The following is a 14,874-nucleotide window of genomic DNA, read 5'->3' as shown; positions in this document are numbered from 1 at the left end:
CCTAGCCGGCCATTGCCGGGCTGATGCGCGCCGCGCAGAAGTCCGCGAACAGCATGGCATAGGCGGTGCGGAACTCGGCCTCGGCGTGACGCACCTTCTCGCGGCCGATCTCGCGCAGGCGGGTGGCGATCGCGGGCTCGCGCGCGGCGAGACGCTCGATGGCCGCGGTCCAGTCCTCGGCCCTGCGGCCGCGGCAGACGGTGGCGCCGCGCTGGACATGATCGGCGGTGCCGTCGACGCCCGAGACCAGCAGGTCGCGGCCCGCCGCCATCGCCTCGACCCCGACCAGCCCGTAGGCCTCCCAGCGCGAGGGCATCAGCACCGCATCGAAGCGCGCCATCAGCGTGGCTGGGCTGCTGGCATATCCCGCGAAGCGGATGCGCGGATCGCCGTGCGCCAGCGCTTCCAGCGCCGCGCGCTCGGGCCCGTCGCCGACCAGCGTCAGCGTCGCGCCCGGCGTGCGCACCGCGAGGAAGGCGCGGATCAGCGTGTCGAAGCCCTTCTGGCGGTCGAAGCGGCCGAGGGCGCCGAAGGCCCGCGCGCGGCCCGTCGCGACCGGCAGCGCCAGGAAGTCGTCGATGCCTGCGCAAGAGCGTATGGTCCGCAGCCGCTCGGGCGCGACCAGCGCGCGGTCGCGCAGCCAGCCGGTCTGCCCTGCACTGACGCCGACCACGCCGTCGAACAGCGCGTAGGCGCTGCGCAGCAGGGTCTGGAAGCGCAGCCGTTCCATGACGTTGCCGGCGACGAATCCCTCGCAATAGCTGTGTTCGACATGGACGAGCGGCAGATGCGCGTAGCGGCCGCGCAGCGCCGACAGAAGCGGCAGGTTGCGCCAGCTGACCGACAGGTGCGAGAGGATCAGATCCGCCTCGAGCGCGGGCGTGGTGACCGAGCCGCGCTTGACCTCGACGATCGACTGTCGGGCGACGCGGGCCAGCACCGGGTCCTGCACCAGATGGCGCACGCCGCGGGTGACGCCGCCCCAGTTCAGGTCATCGACCAAGTGGACGACACGGGGCAGGGACGGGGCAGGGAAATGCAGGGTCATTTGCTCTCTCCGGTCTGGGGGGCGGTGGCAGGGATGGCGCAGGGGGCGAGGCGGCTTTGCGTCAGCACGAGCGGGCCGAGCAGCCGCAGCGCGCAGGCGGCGGCAAGGGTGGTCAGCGTCTTCAGCGGTTCCTGTCGCAGCGGCCGGCGCGACTGGCCGAGCGCGTCCAGCACCAGACGCAGCGCCCGTGCCCCGTCGCCGGCCGAGACGGCGCGGCGCGCGAGGTAGCGCAGCTGATAGCTGCGCGCCGTCGCGGCATGGGCGGCGAAGAAATCGGGCGCGATCGGGGTGAGCTTGGTCACCATCCGCTCCCAGGCGGTCAGCTGGCGGTCGGTCGCCGCCGACAGCCCGCCGCCGGTGATGCGGTACTGGGTCAGCGCGCCCGGCACGCCCTCGATCCGCCAGTCGGTGGTCAGGGCGAGCCGCAGCCAGCACTCGATGTCCTCGGACTGGCGGAAGTTCTCGTCGAACCACCAGTCGCGCTCGGTCTCCAGCGCCGGGCGCCAGGCCAGCGCGTCGAGTGCCGCGCGGCGCAGCACGGGGGCCGAGCCGTTGCCGACCGGGTTGCGCAGGAACACCTGTTCAGGGCCCACGCCCTGCAGCCGCGGCGCCTGCGCGAGGCCAAGGCCGCGACCGTCCGGGCCGATCAGGGCCGAGCCGGAATAGCTGAGCCCGACCTCGGGCACTTCGTCGAGATGGCGCACATGGGCGGCCAGCTTGTCGCGCCGCCACAGGTCGTCGGCGTCGCAAAAGCCGATGTACTCGCCCCGCGCGGCATGGATGCCGCTGTTGCGCGCCCCGGCAAGGCCGCGGTTGCGCTGGCGGACCAGACGCAGGCGGGGATCGGAGATCGCCTCGACCAGTGCCGCGGTCGCGTCGGTCGAGCCGTCGTCGACCACGATCACCTCGAGATCGGCGAAGCTTTGGCCCAATAGACTGGCGAGGGTTTCGGCCAGCGTGGCTTCGGCGTTGTAGGCAGAGACGACAATGGATGCGCGGGGCATGGGCGGGCTCCTCAGGTGAACAGGGCGTGGCGCAGGGGGCGGGGCAGGATCGGTGCGGCGAGCGCGCCCGCGACGGTCATCCCGCCGCGGCGGGCGTCCGAGAAGAAGCCGGCGGGGCTGGCGGCAAGGCCGGCGAGCGCAAGCCGCAGGGCAAGGAACCGCCCCTGGTCGAGCCGCAGCGCCCGGCGCGCGAGGTAGCGCAGGAAGATCGCCTCGTCCCGCGGGGTGGGCGCGGCGCCGAAGCGGGCGGCGGTTTGCAGCGCTGCCGCGCGACCGCGGCGCATCGCGCCCAGATCGGCCGACAGCCCGCCGGTGCTGGCGCGGTAGAAGGTCTGCACGCTGTGGATCGGCGTGACGCATGCGCCTTCGCCGACCAGCCGGATCAGCCACTCGAGGTCTTCGTTCTGCGCCAGCCGCTCGTCGAAGCCGCCGGTCGCGGCGAAGCGCCCGGCACGGATCGACAGATTCGACATCGTGCAGACCGGGTTTTCGCCCAGAAGGGTGGCAAGGGTCAGCGGCCCCTCTGGCAGGGTCGAGGTGGTGGTGATCCGGTCCGGGTCCGCCGTGAAGAAGGCGGTCCGCCCGAAGGCCGCGTCGATGTCCTTGGCGAAGGCGCGGTCCAGCTCTGCCAGCTTGCCGGGGGACCAGAGGTCGTCGGCATCGCAGAAGGCGATGATCTCGCCCCGCGCGACCGTCAGCGCCCCGTGGTTGCGGGCGGCCGAGGGGCCGCGGCGCGGGTTGGCGACCAGCCGCAGGCGGTCGTCGAAGGCGGCGGCCTCGGCCAGGATCTGCAGCGTCTGGTCGGTCGAATTGTCGTCGACGAAGATCGCCTCCCAGTCGCTGACGCTCTGCGCCTGAAGGCTGGCGAGGGTCGCGCCGATGGTGGCGGCGGCGTTGAAGCAGGGCAGCACGATCGAGAAGCGCGGCATGGCGGGGCTCCGGGATGAAGGGTCAGGCGGTGAGGCGCGGTTGGGTTCGGGGCCCGAAGGCCGCGATCAGCGACGGAAGCGCCGCGCCAAGCTGAGTCACCGTCGCGACGGCGAGGTAGCCGATGGCGGTGGCCTGCAGCCCGTGGCGGGCGGTCAGCGCGGTGTTGGCGATCAGGAGGACCGTGGTGGTGCAGGTGACGGTGAATTCGACGGCCGGCCGGCCCTCGGCCCGCAGCCATTGCGCGGTCGCGGTCCAGATCAGCGCCGGGATCGCGGCCAGGCAGAGGACCGAGACGACATCACTGTTGCCCGACCATTTCGCGCCGTAGAGCAGCGGCACATACCAGGGCGCCAGCAGCGACTGCGCGACGACCACCGGCGACAGCACGCAGATCGACAGGCCGAGCGCCCGGCGCAGCGCCTGCGCCCGGTCCGCGGCGCGGGCAAGCCAGGGGAAGAGCGCGACCCCGAAGGCATTGGCGAAGGACGAGGCGAGCCCCAAACCCGCATTGAAGGCCAGGAAATAGTGACCCAGCGCCTCGGGGCCCAGCATCAGGCCGATCACCAGCTTGTCGGCCTGCAGCCGCGCGGCCTTGACCAGCTCGACCCCCAGCACCGCGGCGCCATAGCCGGTGAAATGGCGCAGCGGCAGCGGGGCGACACCTGCCGCGGGGCGCCAGGGGCGCAGGCGCCGCATGCCGATCGTCCAGACCGGCGCCGACAGCAGCCGCGGCAGCACCAGCGCCAGCGGGCCGGCGATCAGCAGCGCCAGGATCGCGGTCAGCAGGTTCGCGACCACGACCTGCGCACCGCCGATCGCCGCGGTGCGGGTCAGCCGCCCCTCGCGCATCGCCAGCGCGCAGCTGACCAGCCCCGCCGGCATGAACAGGTATTCTCCGGCCAGGATCGCGACCATCACGAAGGCCATCGCATCGCCCGAGGCCAGCGCGATCCCCGCGCCCACGGCCAGTTGCAGCGTGAAGAGGCCAAGGCACCAGGCGGTGTGGATGCGCCGCGCGGTCAGGCAGGCAGCCTCGAGATCCGCTTCGGGCGCGGCGATGACGCGCTGGTTCACGCCGGTCTCGGTCAGTGCCTTCAGGATCTCGGACGCGGCGAGCGCGGCGGCGGCGGTGCCGATCGCGGCCGGGTCGAGGCTGCGCGCCACCACCACGACCACCGCCAGCCGCGACACCCGCTGCGCGAGGTCGGACAGGCCCAGCGCGATCAGGCCGGAGGCGAAGCCACGGGTCGGGGCGGGGTGCTGCATCGTCGGTCTCCGGGTCGGGGGCGACCCTCGGCCGCTCTGTCCCCCGGTTCTACGACGTGCCCCGGACCCGCGCCTGCCCGCCAAGGGCGAGGGGCGCGGCGCGGATGGGTCACCCCCTCTCCGAACGGATAGTCGGCACACGCCGCGCGGGTGATGGACGCGGGGGGCAGGCTTGGCTTAGGCTCGGCGCAAAGCAACAAACCGGGCAGTGAGCGGACCTTGCAGAGCAGAAGACTTCCCCGTCTGTCCGGCACCGTGGCGGTGCTGGCGCTGCTCGTCCCGGGCTGCGCGCCCGAACGGCGGGCCGACAACCTTGGCGTGAGCCCGGCACAGGGCGGCTATCAGGCCCAGTACCGCCTGCCCGAAGCCCGCCGGGCCGAGGGCGCGCCCGCGCTGCGCTCGGTCGCGATGAATGCCGCCGCCTGTCGCCCGCCCGCGGGGGGCGAGGGCCGCGCCCGCCATGCCTCGGGCGCGCTGCAGGGCGAGGTGCTCTCGCGCGGGGACCTGATCGACATCCGGCTGGTCGATGACACGACGTTCAGCCATGCCTACGAGGTGTCGCGCGATGGCACGGTGAAGCTGCCGTTCCTGGGCGCGGTGCCGGCGGCGGGGCGCAGTGCCGCGGCGCTGGAACAGACCATTGCCAGCCGGCTGGTCGACCGCGGCTTCTATCCGCACGCGCCCGATGTCTCGGTGCTGATGACCGATTTCGGCTCGGCCCGGGTCGCGGTGTCGGGCGCGGTGTTCCAGCCCCAGACGGTCGAGCTGGGCCTGCGCGGCGACAGCGTCGACGGCTCGCGGCAAGAGGCTTTCGGCGGGTCGACCGAGGGGCGCAACCTGTCGGTCGCGCTGCGGCAGGCGGGCGGGATCCGGCCCGATGCGGATCTGTCGGCGGTGCAGCTGCGCCGCGCGGGGGCAAGCTTCACCGTGGATCTGCGCGGCGCGGTCGACGGCACCGCCTTCGACGACGTGATGCTGATCGCGGGCGACGAGGTCACGGTGCCCTCGCGCGGCTGCTTCCAGGACGGGCTGATGGTGCCAAGCCCGGTCAGCCCGCCCGGCATCTCGCTGTTCCTGTCGAACCTGACGGTGCCGGCCGGGGCCAACGCGCCCTCGGCGATCAGCAACGAATCGCGGCAGGTGCCCTATGGCACGCGCTTCCTGCAGGCGACGATCAACGCGAACTGCGTGGGGGGCGCGCTGGCGACCAGTGCCGCGCGCTCGGCGGCGCTGGTGTCGCGCGATCCGGTGACCAAGGTGTCCTCGGTCGTGGAACGGCGGCTCGAGAACCTGATGACCCGCGCCGATCGCGACGACTACGACCCCTACCTGCTGCCCGGCGATGCCATCGCCTGCTATGACAGCAGCGTCACCAATATCGCCGACATCGCGCGGGTGCTGGGCGGCATCACCTCGACGGCCAGCGGGTTCTGACGGGCTTGATCGGCGCGGCCGAGGGCGAGGCACCGCTGGCCTGTAACCCTTCGCTGGACGCCGGCGGCCCGCTCCGTGCGCCCGGGATCAGCCGGTCCGGCGCGGGCGTTCGGCGGCCAGCCAGTCGGTGATCTCGGCCCGGGTCGCGGCCCAGAGCGGCGGCAGGGTCTGGCCGGCGGCGCGCAGCGGCGCGGTGTCGCCGCGTTTCGCGGCGGTTTCGATCGCCTGCAGCTCGGCATGCAGCCGTTCGGCCCCGAAGGTGGCGGCAGAGCCCGCAAGCCGGTGGATGGCCTGCAGCGTGGCGGTGCCCTCGGCGGCGCCGGCGCCGGCCAGACTCTCCATCAGCGCGTCGGCCTGTTCGACGAACCGGCCGAGCAGCGGGCGCAGCCGGTCGATCCCGGTGCCCGCGCCGATCACCATCATCGCGTCGTCGCTGAACAGCCGGCGCAGCGGCGCGGCGGGCGCGGCGGCGGCTGCGGGGCCGGGCGGGGGCGCATCGCCGGCATGGGCGGCCAGCAGCCGCACCAGCGCCGGGCGGTCGATGGGCTTTTTCAGCACCTCCTGCATCCCGGCCTCGCGGAAGGCCTTCAGCTCTTCGGGCAGGGCATGGGCGGTGACGCCGACCACCGGCACCTCGCGCGACAGGCCGCGCCCGTTGCGGATCGCCCGCGTCGCGTCACGCCCGTCCAGCACCGGCATCGAGACATCCATCAGGATCAGGTCGAACCGGGTGGCCGCGGCACGACGCACGCCCTCGCGCCCGTCGACGGCCTCGGTCACGGTATGCCCCTCGGCCTCGACCATCTCGCGCAGGATCAGGCGGTTGATCTCGTTGTCCTCGACGATCAGCACCGACAGGGCGCGACCGGTTTCGGCCAGCGGAGCATCGTCCTGGGGTGCTGGCTCGGGGACGACTTCGTCCGCCGGAATGTCCAGCGGCACCCGCAGCCAGAACAGGCTTCCCTCGCCCAACTCGCTTTCCACGCCGATCTCGCCGCCCAGCACCTCGGCCAGCCGGCGCGAGATGCCGAGGCCGAGCCCGGTGCCGGCCTTGCGGCCGTAGGAACTGTCCAGCATCTCGAAGTCGCGGAAGATCCGGTCGAGGTTTTCCTGCGCGATGCCGGTGCCGGTGTCGATGACGCGGAACTCGACCTGTGCCCCGTCCGCGTCCTGCGACAGCATCTCGGCTTCCAGCGTGATCTCGCCGTCGCGGGTGAATTTGATCGCATTGCCCACGAAATTCAGCAGCACCTGCCGGATCCGTGCGTCATCGCCCGAGACCATGCCCGGCGCCGGTCCTTCCCAGCGCCAGTCCAGCCTGTTGCCGCCCTCCTGCGCCGCGTGGCGCTGGCTGTGGACCACGTCGTCCAGCACCTCGTCGATCCGGAAGGACCGAGCCTGCGCGCGCAGCTTGCCGGCCTCGAAGGCCGACAGGTCGAGCACGTCGTTGACCAGCCCGCCCAGAAGCCGCCCCGAGGTCTCCATCGTGGCGACATAGCGCGCCTGCCGGGGGTCGAGCCCGGTGTCCTTCAGCAGCGACAGCGTGCCCATCAGCCCGTTCAGCGGGGTGCGCATCTCGTGCGACATCACCGCGACGAACTCGGCCTTGGCCTTCTCGCCGGCGACGGCACGGTCCAGCGCCTCGGTCAGCTCGGCCTCGGCCTGCTTGCGCAGCGAGATGTCGCGCAGGAACAGGATGTAGATCTGGCGCTCGTCCTCGCCCTCGGCAGTGCGCACGGCGATCTCCGAAGGGAAACGGCGGCCGTCGCGGCGCAGCGCCTCGCACTGGTGGCGCCCATGCGAGGTGATGGCGGGATCGCCGAAGGTCGCGCGGCGCAGAAGGCTTTCGCGCGAAGCCTCGACAGCCTCGGGCGGCAGGATCAGCGCAAGCATGTCCTGCCCCTGGGCCTCTTCGGCGGTGTAGCCGAAGATCTGTTCGGCCGCGGGGCTGAAATCGAGCACGCGGGCGTCGTGATCGCAGACGATGATCGCGTCGAGCGAGGTCTGGATGACGGTCTGCATCCGGTCCGAGGTCAGCGCCTGGTCGCGCGCGCGCAATTCGCTGAGCCGGTAGAGGCGCAGCAGCGACACCGCCAGCAGCGAGATCGCGATCAGCATCGCGGTCGCGGCGATCGCGAGCCCGCTCAGCGTCATCGTCATCTCTTCGCGCTGGTCGTCGGCCATATGCGCGAATTCCGAGATCCCCACCAGCGAGAGCGAGCGGATCGCGCCCTCCATCCCCGCGGTGATCTGGTCAAGCTCGGCCAGGCGCTGCGCCAACCCGTCATCGGCCAAGTCGGTGATCGCGGTGATCGCATCCAGCGCCGTGCGGCTTTCGCGGTAGTTCGCGTCGAATTCGGGGATTTGGCGCAGATGGGCGTAGGTGCCGGTGGTGCCGAAGGTGTCGAGCCGGCTCCACAGGATGTCGGTGCGCTTGCGCAGGTCGGCCAGTGCCGCCGGGGTGCGGCCCTCGGCACGTTCGGCCGCGATCAGCGCCGAGCGCAGGCGGAAGAATTCCACGTCGACCTGCGACAGCGTCCATTGCACATTGTCCGAGGCCGCGGCGCGCAGGTCGCGCAGCTGGTGGACGACCGCCGCCGCCAGAACGCCGGTCAGCCCGATCCACAGACCGCAGACCAGCGCCAGCCCCAGATTGCAGATGCGGCGCGGCCAAGGGGCGCAGGAACGGGCGATCGGTTTCATCCTCGGGGGCCTTTGCGGGTCAGGGGCGGACCTCGATGCGGTTCAGCTGCCAGATGCTGCGCGAATAGATCACTTCGGTGCGCAGCCGGGCATCGCTGTCATAGGGATACACGATCCAGAGCGGCCCGCGGTCGCGGATCGACATCGCCTTGCCGTTGCGCGCATAGGCGACGACGGGTTCCAGCCCCTGCGGCCAGTCCTCGATCGGGATCTCGATGCTGTAGTCGTTCTCGGCCGTGGCGGCGAGCGTCTTGCCCTTGGCCCCCAGCGCGGTCAGCAGCGCGCCCAGCGGGACGCCGGTGAATTCCTGCGGGCCCTCGGTCCAGATCGTCGTCGTGGTGAACGTCACCTTCGGCAGGCCGTCCAGCATCGCCTGATCCAGCTCGACCACCTGCTTGCCCTCGGGCCCGGCGATGGCGCCGGAAGCGGTCAGGAGCACCGGGCCCTGCGGTTGGGCGGCGGTCAGCAGCGTCTCGGCCGCGGCGGCGAAAGGCGTGGCCAGCGCAAGGCCCAGGGTCAGGGCGGTGGCCGAGAGAAGGCCGGAAAGGGAACGGGTCATGGTCATGCTCTCTGTCTTGGCGTGTCGATCCGGCAATATCATGGCGCGCGGGTGTGCAGGGGCGGGCTTCGGAATAGGCGGACCTATCCGAAGGGATAGGCTGCGAGGACCGGGGCGCGCATTCAGTAGGCGCCGCGCCCGGTCCAGAGCGCGCGGAAGGTCAGCGCGATCACCACCAGATCCAGCAGGATCGAGGCCGAGCGCGCATGGGCGATGTCCATCTCGACCATCCGCTCGAAGCTCAGCTCGGCCCGGCCCGAGACCTGCCAGAGCCCGGTCAGGCCGGGGCGGCAGGCCAGGCGTTCGCGGGCGCGGGCAGGATAGGCCGCGACCTCTTCGGGCAGGGCGGGGCGGGGGCCGACCACCGACATCTCGCCGCGCAGGATGTTCAGGATCTGCGGCAGCTCGTCCAAGGACGTGCGGCGCAGCAGCCGGCCCATGCGGGTGACGCGCGGATCGTTGCGCGCCTTGAAGCAGATCCCCTCGCGGTCCGACCCCGCCAGCAGGGCCGCGCGCCGCGCCTCGGCATCACGGTACATCGAGCGGAACTTGAAGACGGTGAAGGGGCGCCCGTCGCGGCCGATGCGGGTCTGGCGGAACAGCGCCGGCCCCGGCGATTCGAGGCGGATCGCGACGGCGATCAGCAGCATCAGCGGCCCCAGTGCCAAAAGCGCCCCGCCCGCCAGCGCAAGGTCGAGCGTGCGGCGCTTCAGGCCCAGCGTGCCGCCGCAGGCCAGCGCGTCGCGGGCGGCGCGGATCAGGAAGGCGGCGTTGCCGGTGACATAGCGGCCAAACAGCCGCCGCGGTTCCAGCGCCAGTCGCCAGCACCATTCCATGTGCATCCGGCGCAGCGCCAGCGGCGCGCGGGCGACCCGGCCCGACAGGAAGTCGAACAGCGCGCCGACGCCCATGGTGATGCGCGGGGAAAGTTCGTGGGCGTGATCGGCCAGCCAGCAGTCCTGCAGCGGCACGCCCATCGCGACCAGCAGGATGTCGGCACCCGAGGCGTTGATCTCGGCGATGGCGGCGGCGGTGTCGCGCGCGCCCTCGTAGCCGTCGCGGGTGCCGGCGATGCGCAGGTTCGGAGTGTCGCGGGCCAGGCGCTGGGCGGCGGCCCTCGCGACGCCCGGGGCGGCGCCGAACAGGAAGACGCTCAGGCCGCGGCGTGCCGCCTCTGCCATCACCTGCGGGACAAGGTCGGTGCCGTTGAGGTTTGCGGTGAAGCGTCGCCCGGTCATCCGCGCGGCCAGCTCGACCCCGATGCCGTCGGGCAGCACCATGTCGGCGGTGGCCAGCGTCGCGGCATAGTCGGGGTCGCGGGCCATCACGTTGCCGCAATGGGCGTTCAGGAAGGCCACGCGACGGCGACCGGGGGCCAGCAGCTCGGCCACCGCGCGGTCCGGGGTGATGTCGGCGAGGTCGAGCCCGAAGAGCCGGATCGCCGGGATGCGCACGGCAACCGGGCGGCGCGGGGCGGCGGCATCGTTGGCGGCGGCGGGCAGGAACGGCGCGAGCGCCGGGGTGGCAAGGGCAAGGTCGGGATGGTTGTGGGCGGTCATGGCAGGGCCTCCGATGGCGTGGATCTGCCTTCAGGACTGCCGCAAACGCCCGCTTCGACGCCAAGGCGCGCAAGGCGAGCCGGCGGTCCCCGCGGGATCGCGGCCTTCTCCTGCGGGAGAGGCTTGCGGGGCGATGGGTCCGGTGCCGGCCCGGGCGGAGGGGGCGGCGCGTCTTGCGGCGCCGGCGACCCTCTCCGAACGGATAGGGGGCCTATCCTCCACCGCCCACAAATTGCCTTAACGTTCGGGTAAGGACCCGCGGTAGAGTGAGTGAGAGCCTGGGCGGATGGAGGTCTGCCCCCGGTTGTGGAGGAACAGTGTTGGAACAGTCCCGTATCGCCCCCGAAGGCACCCTGCAGCCCGAGCGCCGCGCGGCGGCGTCGCTGCGCGTGCTAATCGCAGATGACCACGACCTGCTGCGCGATGCGTTGGTGCTCTACCTCGAAAGCGAGGGCGGGATCGAGACCGAGACCGCGCCGGACCTGCCCTCGGCCGTCGCCCGGATCGAGGCGGGCGCGGTCTTCGACCTCGTGCTGCTCGACGTGATGATGCCGGGGATGAACGGGCTCGACAGCCTGCAGGAGGTGATGGCGCTGCGGGGCGGCCAGCGCGTGGCGCTGATCTCGGGCACCGGCTCGCCCGAGATGGCCGAGCGGGCGCTGGGCCTTGGCGCGGCGGGCTACCTGCCCAAGACGCTGCCGGCGAAGTCGCTGATCAACGCCGTGCGCTTCATGGCGATGGGCGAGCAATATGCACCGCTCGACTTCCTGCGCACCGCCCAGGCCGAGGCGACAAATCCGCTGGCCAGCCGCCTGTCACGGCGCGAGCTCGAGGCGCTGAAGGGGCTGGTCGCCGGCAAGTCGAACAAAGAGATCGCCCGCGATCTGGGCGTGACCGAGCCGACGGTGAAGCTGCATGTCAAGACGCTCTACCGCAAGATCGACGCCCACAACCGCACCCAGGCCGCGATGATCGCGCGCGAGGCCGGCCTGTTCTGACCGCGCCCCCGCGCGGGGGCGCTTTCGCAGGGCGAGAGACCGGGGGCGATGCTCCCCGTGGCAGCGGCGAACCCCTTGCCTTGCAGCGCCTGAACGCGGATCCGGCGGCGGAAACCGGTATCCAAGGTGCCATGAGGGGCGGCCAGCCGGTTTCGGTCCATGGGCGATTCTGCCGCGAGACGCGGGCGTCTTCAGCGATTTTCCCGCAGATCCGCAGACCGGGCCGCCGCCCGCCGAGGCCCCCGCGCCGATCGGTGATCTGCTGCCGCGCCTGAGCGCCCCAAGAGGTCCGGCGGTCCCGCCCCCGGTGACGTCCGCGTCCTGCCGCTGCCGGGGGGCTCAGGCAGCGCCGTATGGTCCCTATCCCAAGGGATAGGCGCGCCCCTTCCTCTGCGCACGATTCCGACCCGCCCGCGCTGCCCGTGCCGCCCGCAACGAATGCTAGGCAGGGATGGCAATCCGGAGCAACGCCATGTCAGACGCGCAGCCGATCCCGCCGACCGCCTCGCAGACCGCCCCCCAGACCGCCGCCCGCGGCCGCAGCCGCCTGCGCGCGGTGCTGGCGGCGATCCGCCCGATCCGGATGCCGCTGCGCCACCTGTCCTTCCTGCGGCTCCTGCGCGGCGGCAAGCCCGGCGACCTTGGCCGCCTGCCGCGCTATTTCGGCTTCTTCGCGATGGGGGCTGCGCTGATCTGGGCGCCGATCGCGGGCTACCTTGCCACCGCGCAGGAACGCTTCACCTCCGAGATCTCGCTGATCCTGCCGGGGTCGGGCGCGCAGGCCTCGGTCAACCTCGACCAGATCGGTCAGGCGTCTTCCGCGGCGGCCTCGCCCTTCTCCAGCTCGAGCATCAGCCCGACCGAGACCTACAAGCGCCTGATTGCCGCCGACCGCATCCTGGATGCCGCCAGCCGCCGGATGGGCATGAGGCGGCGCGACTTCGGCAGCCCGCGGATCGAGCTGGTGGACCAGACAGGGCTGATCCGGCTGAGCCTTACCGGAAATTCTCCCGAAGACGCGCAGGCGCGGGGAGAGGCGTTGCTGGCCGCCTTCTTCGCCGAGATCGACGCCCTGCGCCATGACGAGCAGACCCAGCGCACCGACAGCGAGGGCACCGCGATCGAGGATTACCGCCGCACCGTCGCCGCCACCCGCGAGGAGGTGGCGAAGCTGCAGCGCGAGACCGGCCTGATCTCGGCCCAGCAATACGCCACGCTGGTCAGCGACAGCGACGCGCTGAAGGTGCGCATCGCCGATCTGTCGGGGCAGCGCGACGAGCGTGACCGCACGGTGGCCGCGATGCAGGCGGCGCTGGGCCTGACCCCGGCCGAGGCTGCGGCGGTGCTGAAACTGCAGGCCGATCCGGGCCATACCGCGCTGGCGCAGGACATGGCCGCCGCGGGCGTCGCGCTGTCGGCGGCACGCGGCAGCTTCGGCCCCAGCCATCCGACCCGCCGCGCCGCCGAGGAACGCTTCGCCACCGCCCGCGCCCGCCTTGCCGAGAACGCCGCGCAGGTGACCGGCCTGCCGCCCGCCGAGGCCGCGGCGCTCGACCTCACCCAGTCGGGCGAGCGCGCGGGGCTGCTGCGCGAGCTTGTCACCGCCGACAGCGAGCGCAGCGGGCTGGCGGCCGAACTGGCGGCGCTGACCCTGCGCGGGCAGCAGATGCAGGCGCGGGTTCTGGCGCTGATTGAACCCGCGGCACGGCTCGAGGACGGCGAGCGCAACTTCCGCGTCGCCGAGGCGGTGCTGGCCTCGGCCATGGCGCGCAGCAAGACCTCGAAGGCCGACCTCTATGCCTCCTATCCGCTGGTGCAGGTGCTCGAGGACCCCTCGCTGCCCGAGGAGCCCTCGTCGCCCAAGCGCAAGCTGGCGCTGGCGGCGGGCGGGGCGGCGACGGTCTTCCTGTTCGGCGGGCTGTTCCTGGCCTGGATGCGCCGCCCGCTGATCGGCCGGCTGCTGGCCGGACCGCAGGACGAGATCGCAGAGGGGGCGCCGGCATGAGCGGCCGCATCGCCCCCCGCAACCCGGCCGAAGTCTTGGTCTGGCGCACGCAGGTCTGGACATGGCCGCTGTATTTCATCGGCGCGCTTTATGTCGCGGGGCCGGTGCTGGGCTGGACGCTGGGCGGGCTCGCGGCGCTGTCGCTGTACCTCGGGCCGGCAATCCGGCGCGACTTGCGGGCGACGGGTCCTGTGCCGCCCCTGGTCTGGATCTGGATCGCGGGGATGTCGGTCCTGCTGGTCGCGCTCTGGGTGGGACACCTGCAATGGGGTCTTGGCACGGGCGCCACGATCAAGTCGACCATCGGCTGGGCCAAGGGCTGGGCTCTGATCCCGCTGTTCGTGCTGGCGGGCGCGGTGCTGCCGATCCGGCGCGAGATCCTGGTGCGCGGGCAATGCGTGGTCGGGCTCTGGACCTGCTGCCTGACGCCGATCCTGTTCATGGCCCCGATCCTGCATCTGCCCGAAAAGATCTTCACCTCGCCCCTGAAGGCCATCGGCGGGCCGGGGCCCGAGTACTTCAGCGTCTACTTCTTCACCTACGACCCGTCGAACTGGACCCCGCGCTGGCAGTTCTACGCGCCCTGGTCGCCCTTCGCGGCGCTTCTGGGCGTGATCATGGTGGTCTTCGCGCTCGAGGAACGGAACCGGCGCTGGCTGGTCGCGGGGGTGATGGGCGGGGTGATCATGATCCTGCTGTCGAAATCGCGCATGGGGCTTGTCGGACTTGTCGCCTGCACGGTGGTGCCGCGGGCGATGCCGTTGGTGGCGCAGGTCTGGGCCTGGCAGGCGATGGCGGCGGTCTCTGCCTCGCTCGCGGTGCTAGGGACGGCGCTTCTGCAGGGGCTGCAGGACGGGGTGGCGGCCTTCAAGGGGGCGCGGGCCGACAGCACCCGGGTGCGCGAGACGCTGCAGCGGATCGCGGGCGAGCGCTGGCGGGCCGAGGCCTTCTGGTTCGGTCATGGCACCGTCCAGCCCGGCGGCCATGTGGTCGAGCACATGCCGATCGGCAGCCACCACAGCTGGTGGGGGCTTCTGTTCGTGAAGGGGCTGGTGGGCTTCCTCGGGCTGGCGGTGCCCATGGTCCTGACCGTGCTGAATGCACTGGCCGAGGCGGCGCGCGGCCCGGCAGGGCGGCTGCCGCTGGGAGTGATGATGACGCTGGTGCTGCTGTCCTTCGGTGAGAACCTCGAGATCGAGGCCTACATGCTCTGGCCCGGACTGATGGCGGTGGGGGTCAACCTGCGCGAACAGGCGCGTCGGCAGGTGCCGGTCGCGCGTGCGACGGTACAGACGGCCTGAACAGCGGCCCTGCCGTGCTGCCGGGGCAGGATGCGCAGGTCGTCCGCGATCGTCCCTGCCGATCGGG

General features: G+C 72.1%; 11 protein-coding genes. 4 read left to right on the top strand and 7 right to left on the bottom strand.

The window, feature by feature from the left end; all coding sequences use genetic code 11:
- Position 1: 1 nt before the first annotated feature.
- Genes V8J36_RS17590 through V8J36_RS17575 form a run of 4 tightly spaced genes read right to left on the bottom strand, consistent with a single transcriptional unit; the run spans position 2 to position 4,248 of the window.
- Entirely contained in the window at positions 2-1,048 is a 1,047-nt protein-coding gene (locus V8J36_RS17590) for a glycosyltransferase family 4 protein (RefSeq protein WP_336468629.1), read from the bottom strand.
- Positions 1,045-2,052 (bottom strand): glycosyltransferase family 2 protein, encoded by a 1,008-nt coding sequence (locus V8J36_RS17585; protein WP_336468628.1) that lies wholly within the window; start codon positions 2,050-2,052, stop codon positions 1,045-1,047. The genes V8J36_RS17590 and V8J36_RS17585 overlap by 4 nt, the downstream gene beginning before the upstream one ends.
- Before the next feature lie 11 nt (positions 2,053-2,063).
- Positions 2,064-2,981: a glycosyltransferase family 2 protein gene (locus V8J36_RS17580; RefSeq protein WP_336468627.1), complete on the bottom strand. Its 918-nt coding sequence runs from the start codon at positions 2,979-2,981 to the stop codon at positions 2,064-2,066.
- A 22-nt stretch (positions 2,982-3,003) separates the two neighbouring features.
- On the bottom strand, positions 3,004-4,248 hold the full coding sequence (locus V8J36_RS17575; RefSeq protein ID WP_336468626.1) for an oligosaccharide flippase family protein: 1,245 nt from the start codon (positions 4,246-4,248) through the stop codon (positions 3,004-3,006).
- Between the two features lie 219 nt (positions 4,249-4,467).
- Between V8J36_RS17575 and V8J36_RS17570 the strand changes: the two genes are divergently transcribed.
- Positions 4,468-5,682, top strand: a complete 1,215-nt coding sequence (locus tag V8J36_RS17570; protein ID WP_336468625.1) for a polysaccharide biosynthesis/export family protein — start codon at positions 4,468-4,470, stop codon at positions 5,680-5,682.
- An 87-nt stretch (positions 5,683-5,769) separates the two neighbouring features.
- Here the strand turns inward: V8J36_RS17570 and V8J36_RS17565 are convergent, their stop codons facing one another.
- The 3 genes from V8J36_RS17565 to V8J36_RS17555 form a co-directional block, all read right to left on the bottom strand.
- Positions 5,770-8,385 (bottom strand): ATP-binding protein, encoded by a 2,616-nt coding sequence (locus V8J36_RS17565; protein ID WP_336468624.1) that lies wholly within the window; start codon positions 8,383-8,385, stop codon positions 5,770-5,772.
- A 19-nt stretch (positions 8,386-8,404) separates the two neighbouring features.
- A complete protein-coding gene (locus V8J36_RS17560; protein ID WP_336468623.1) occupies positions 8,405-8,944 on the bottom strand; it encodes an oxidoreductase in 540 nt (179 codons plus the stop codon).
- 122 nt (positions 8,945-9,066) lie between these two features.
- On the bottom strand, positions 9,067-10,503 hold the full coding sequence (locus V8J36_RS17555) for a WecB/TagA/CpsF family glycosyltransferase (RefSeq protein WP_336468622.1): 1,437 nt from the start codon (positions 10,501-10,503) through the stop codon (positions 9,067-9,069).
- 383 nt (positions 10,504-10,886) lie between these two features.
- On the opposite strand from V8J36_RS17555, the gene V8J36_RS17550 reads away from it, so the two are divergent.
- From V8J36_RS17550 to V8J36_RS17540, 3 genes are all read left to right on the top strand, one after another.
- Complete coding sequence (locus tag V8J36_RS17550) at positions 10,887-11,501, top strand: response regulator transcription factor (RefSeq protein ID WP_336468685.1); 615 nt, start codon at positions 10,887-10,889, stop codon at positions 11,499-11,501.
- A 472-nt stretch (positions 11,502-11,973) separates the two neighbouring features.
- Entirely contained in the window at positions 11,974-13,506 is a 1,533-nt protein-coding gene (locus V8J36_RS17545; RefSeq protein ID WP_336468621.1) for a hypothetical protein, read from the top strand.
- Positions 13,503-14,807 (top strand): O-antigen ligase domain-containing protein, encoded by a 1,305-nt coding sequence (locus V8J36_RS17540; RefSeq protein ID WP_336468620.1) that lies wholly within the window; start codon positions 13,503-13,505, stop codon positions 14,805-14,807. Before V8J36_RS17545 ends, V8J36_RS17540 begins: the two co-directional genes overlap by 4 nt.
- Positions 14,808-14,874 lie beyond the last annotated feature (67 nt).

It is taken from the genome of Frigidibacter sp. MR17.14, assembly GCF_037095735.1.
Lineage (GTDB): Bacteria > Pseudomonadota > Alphaproteobacteria > Rhodobacterales > Rhodobacteraceae > Frigidibacter.
This window is presented reverse-complemented; position numbering and strand designations above follow the sequence as displayed.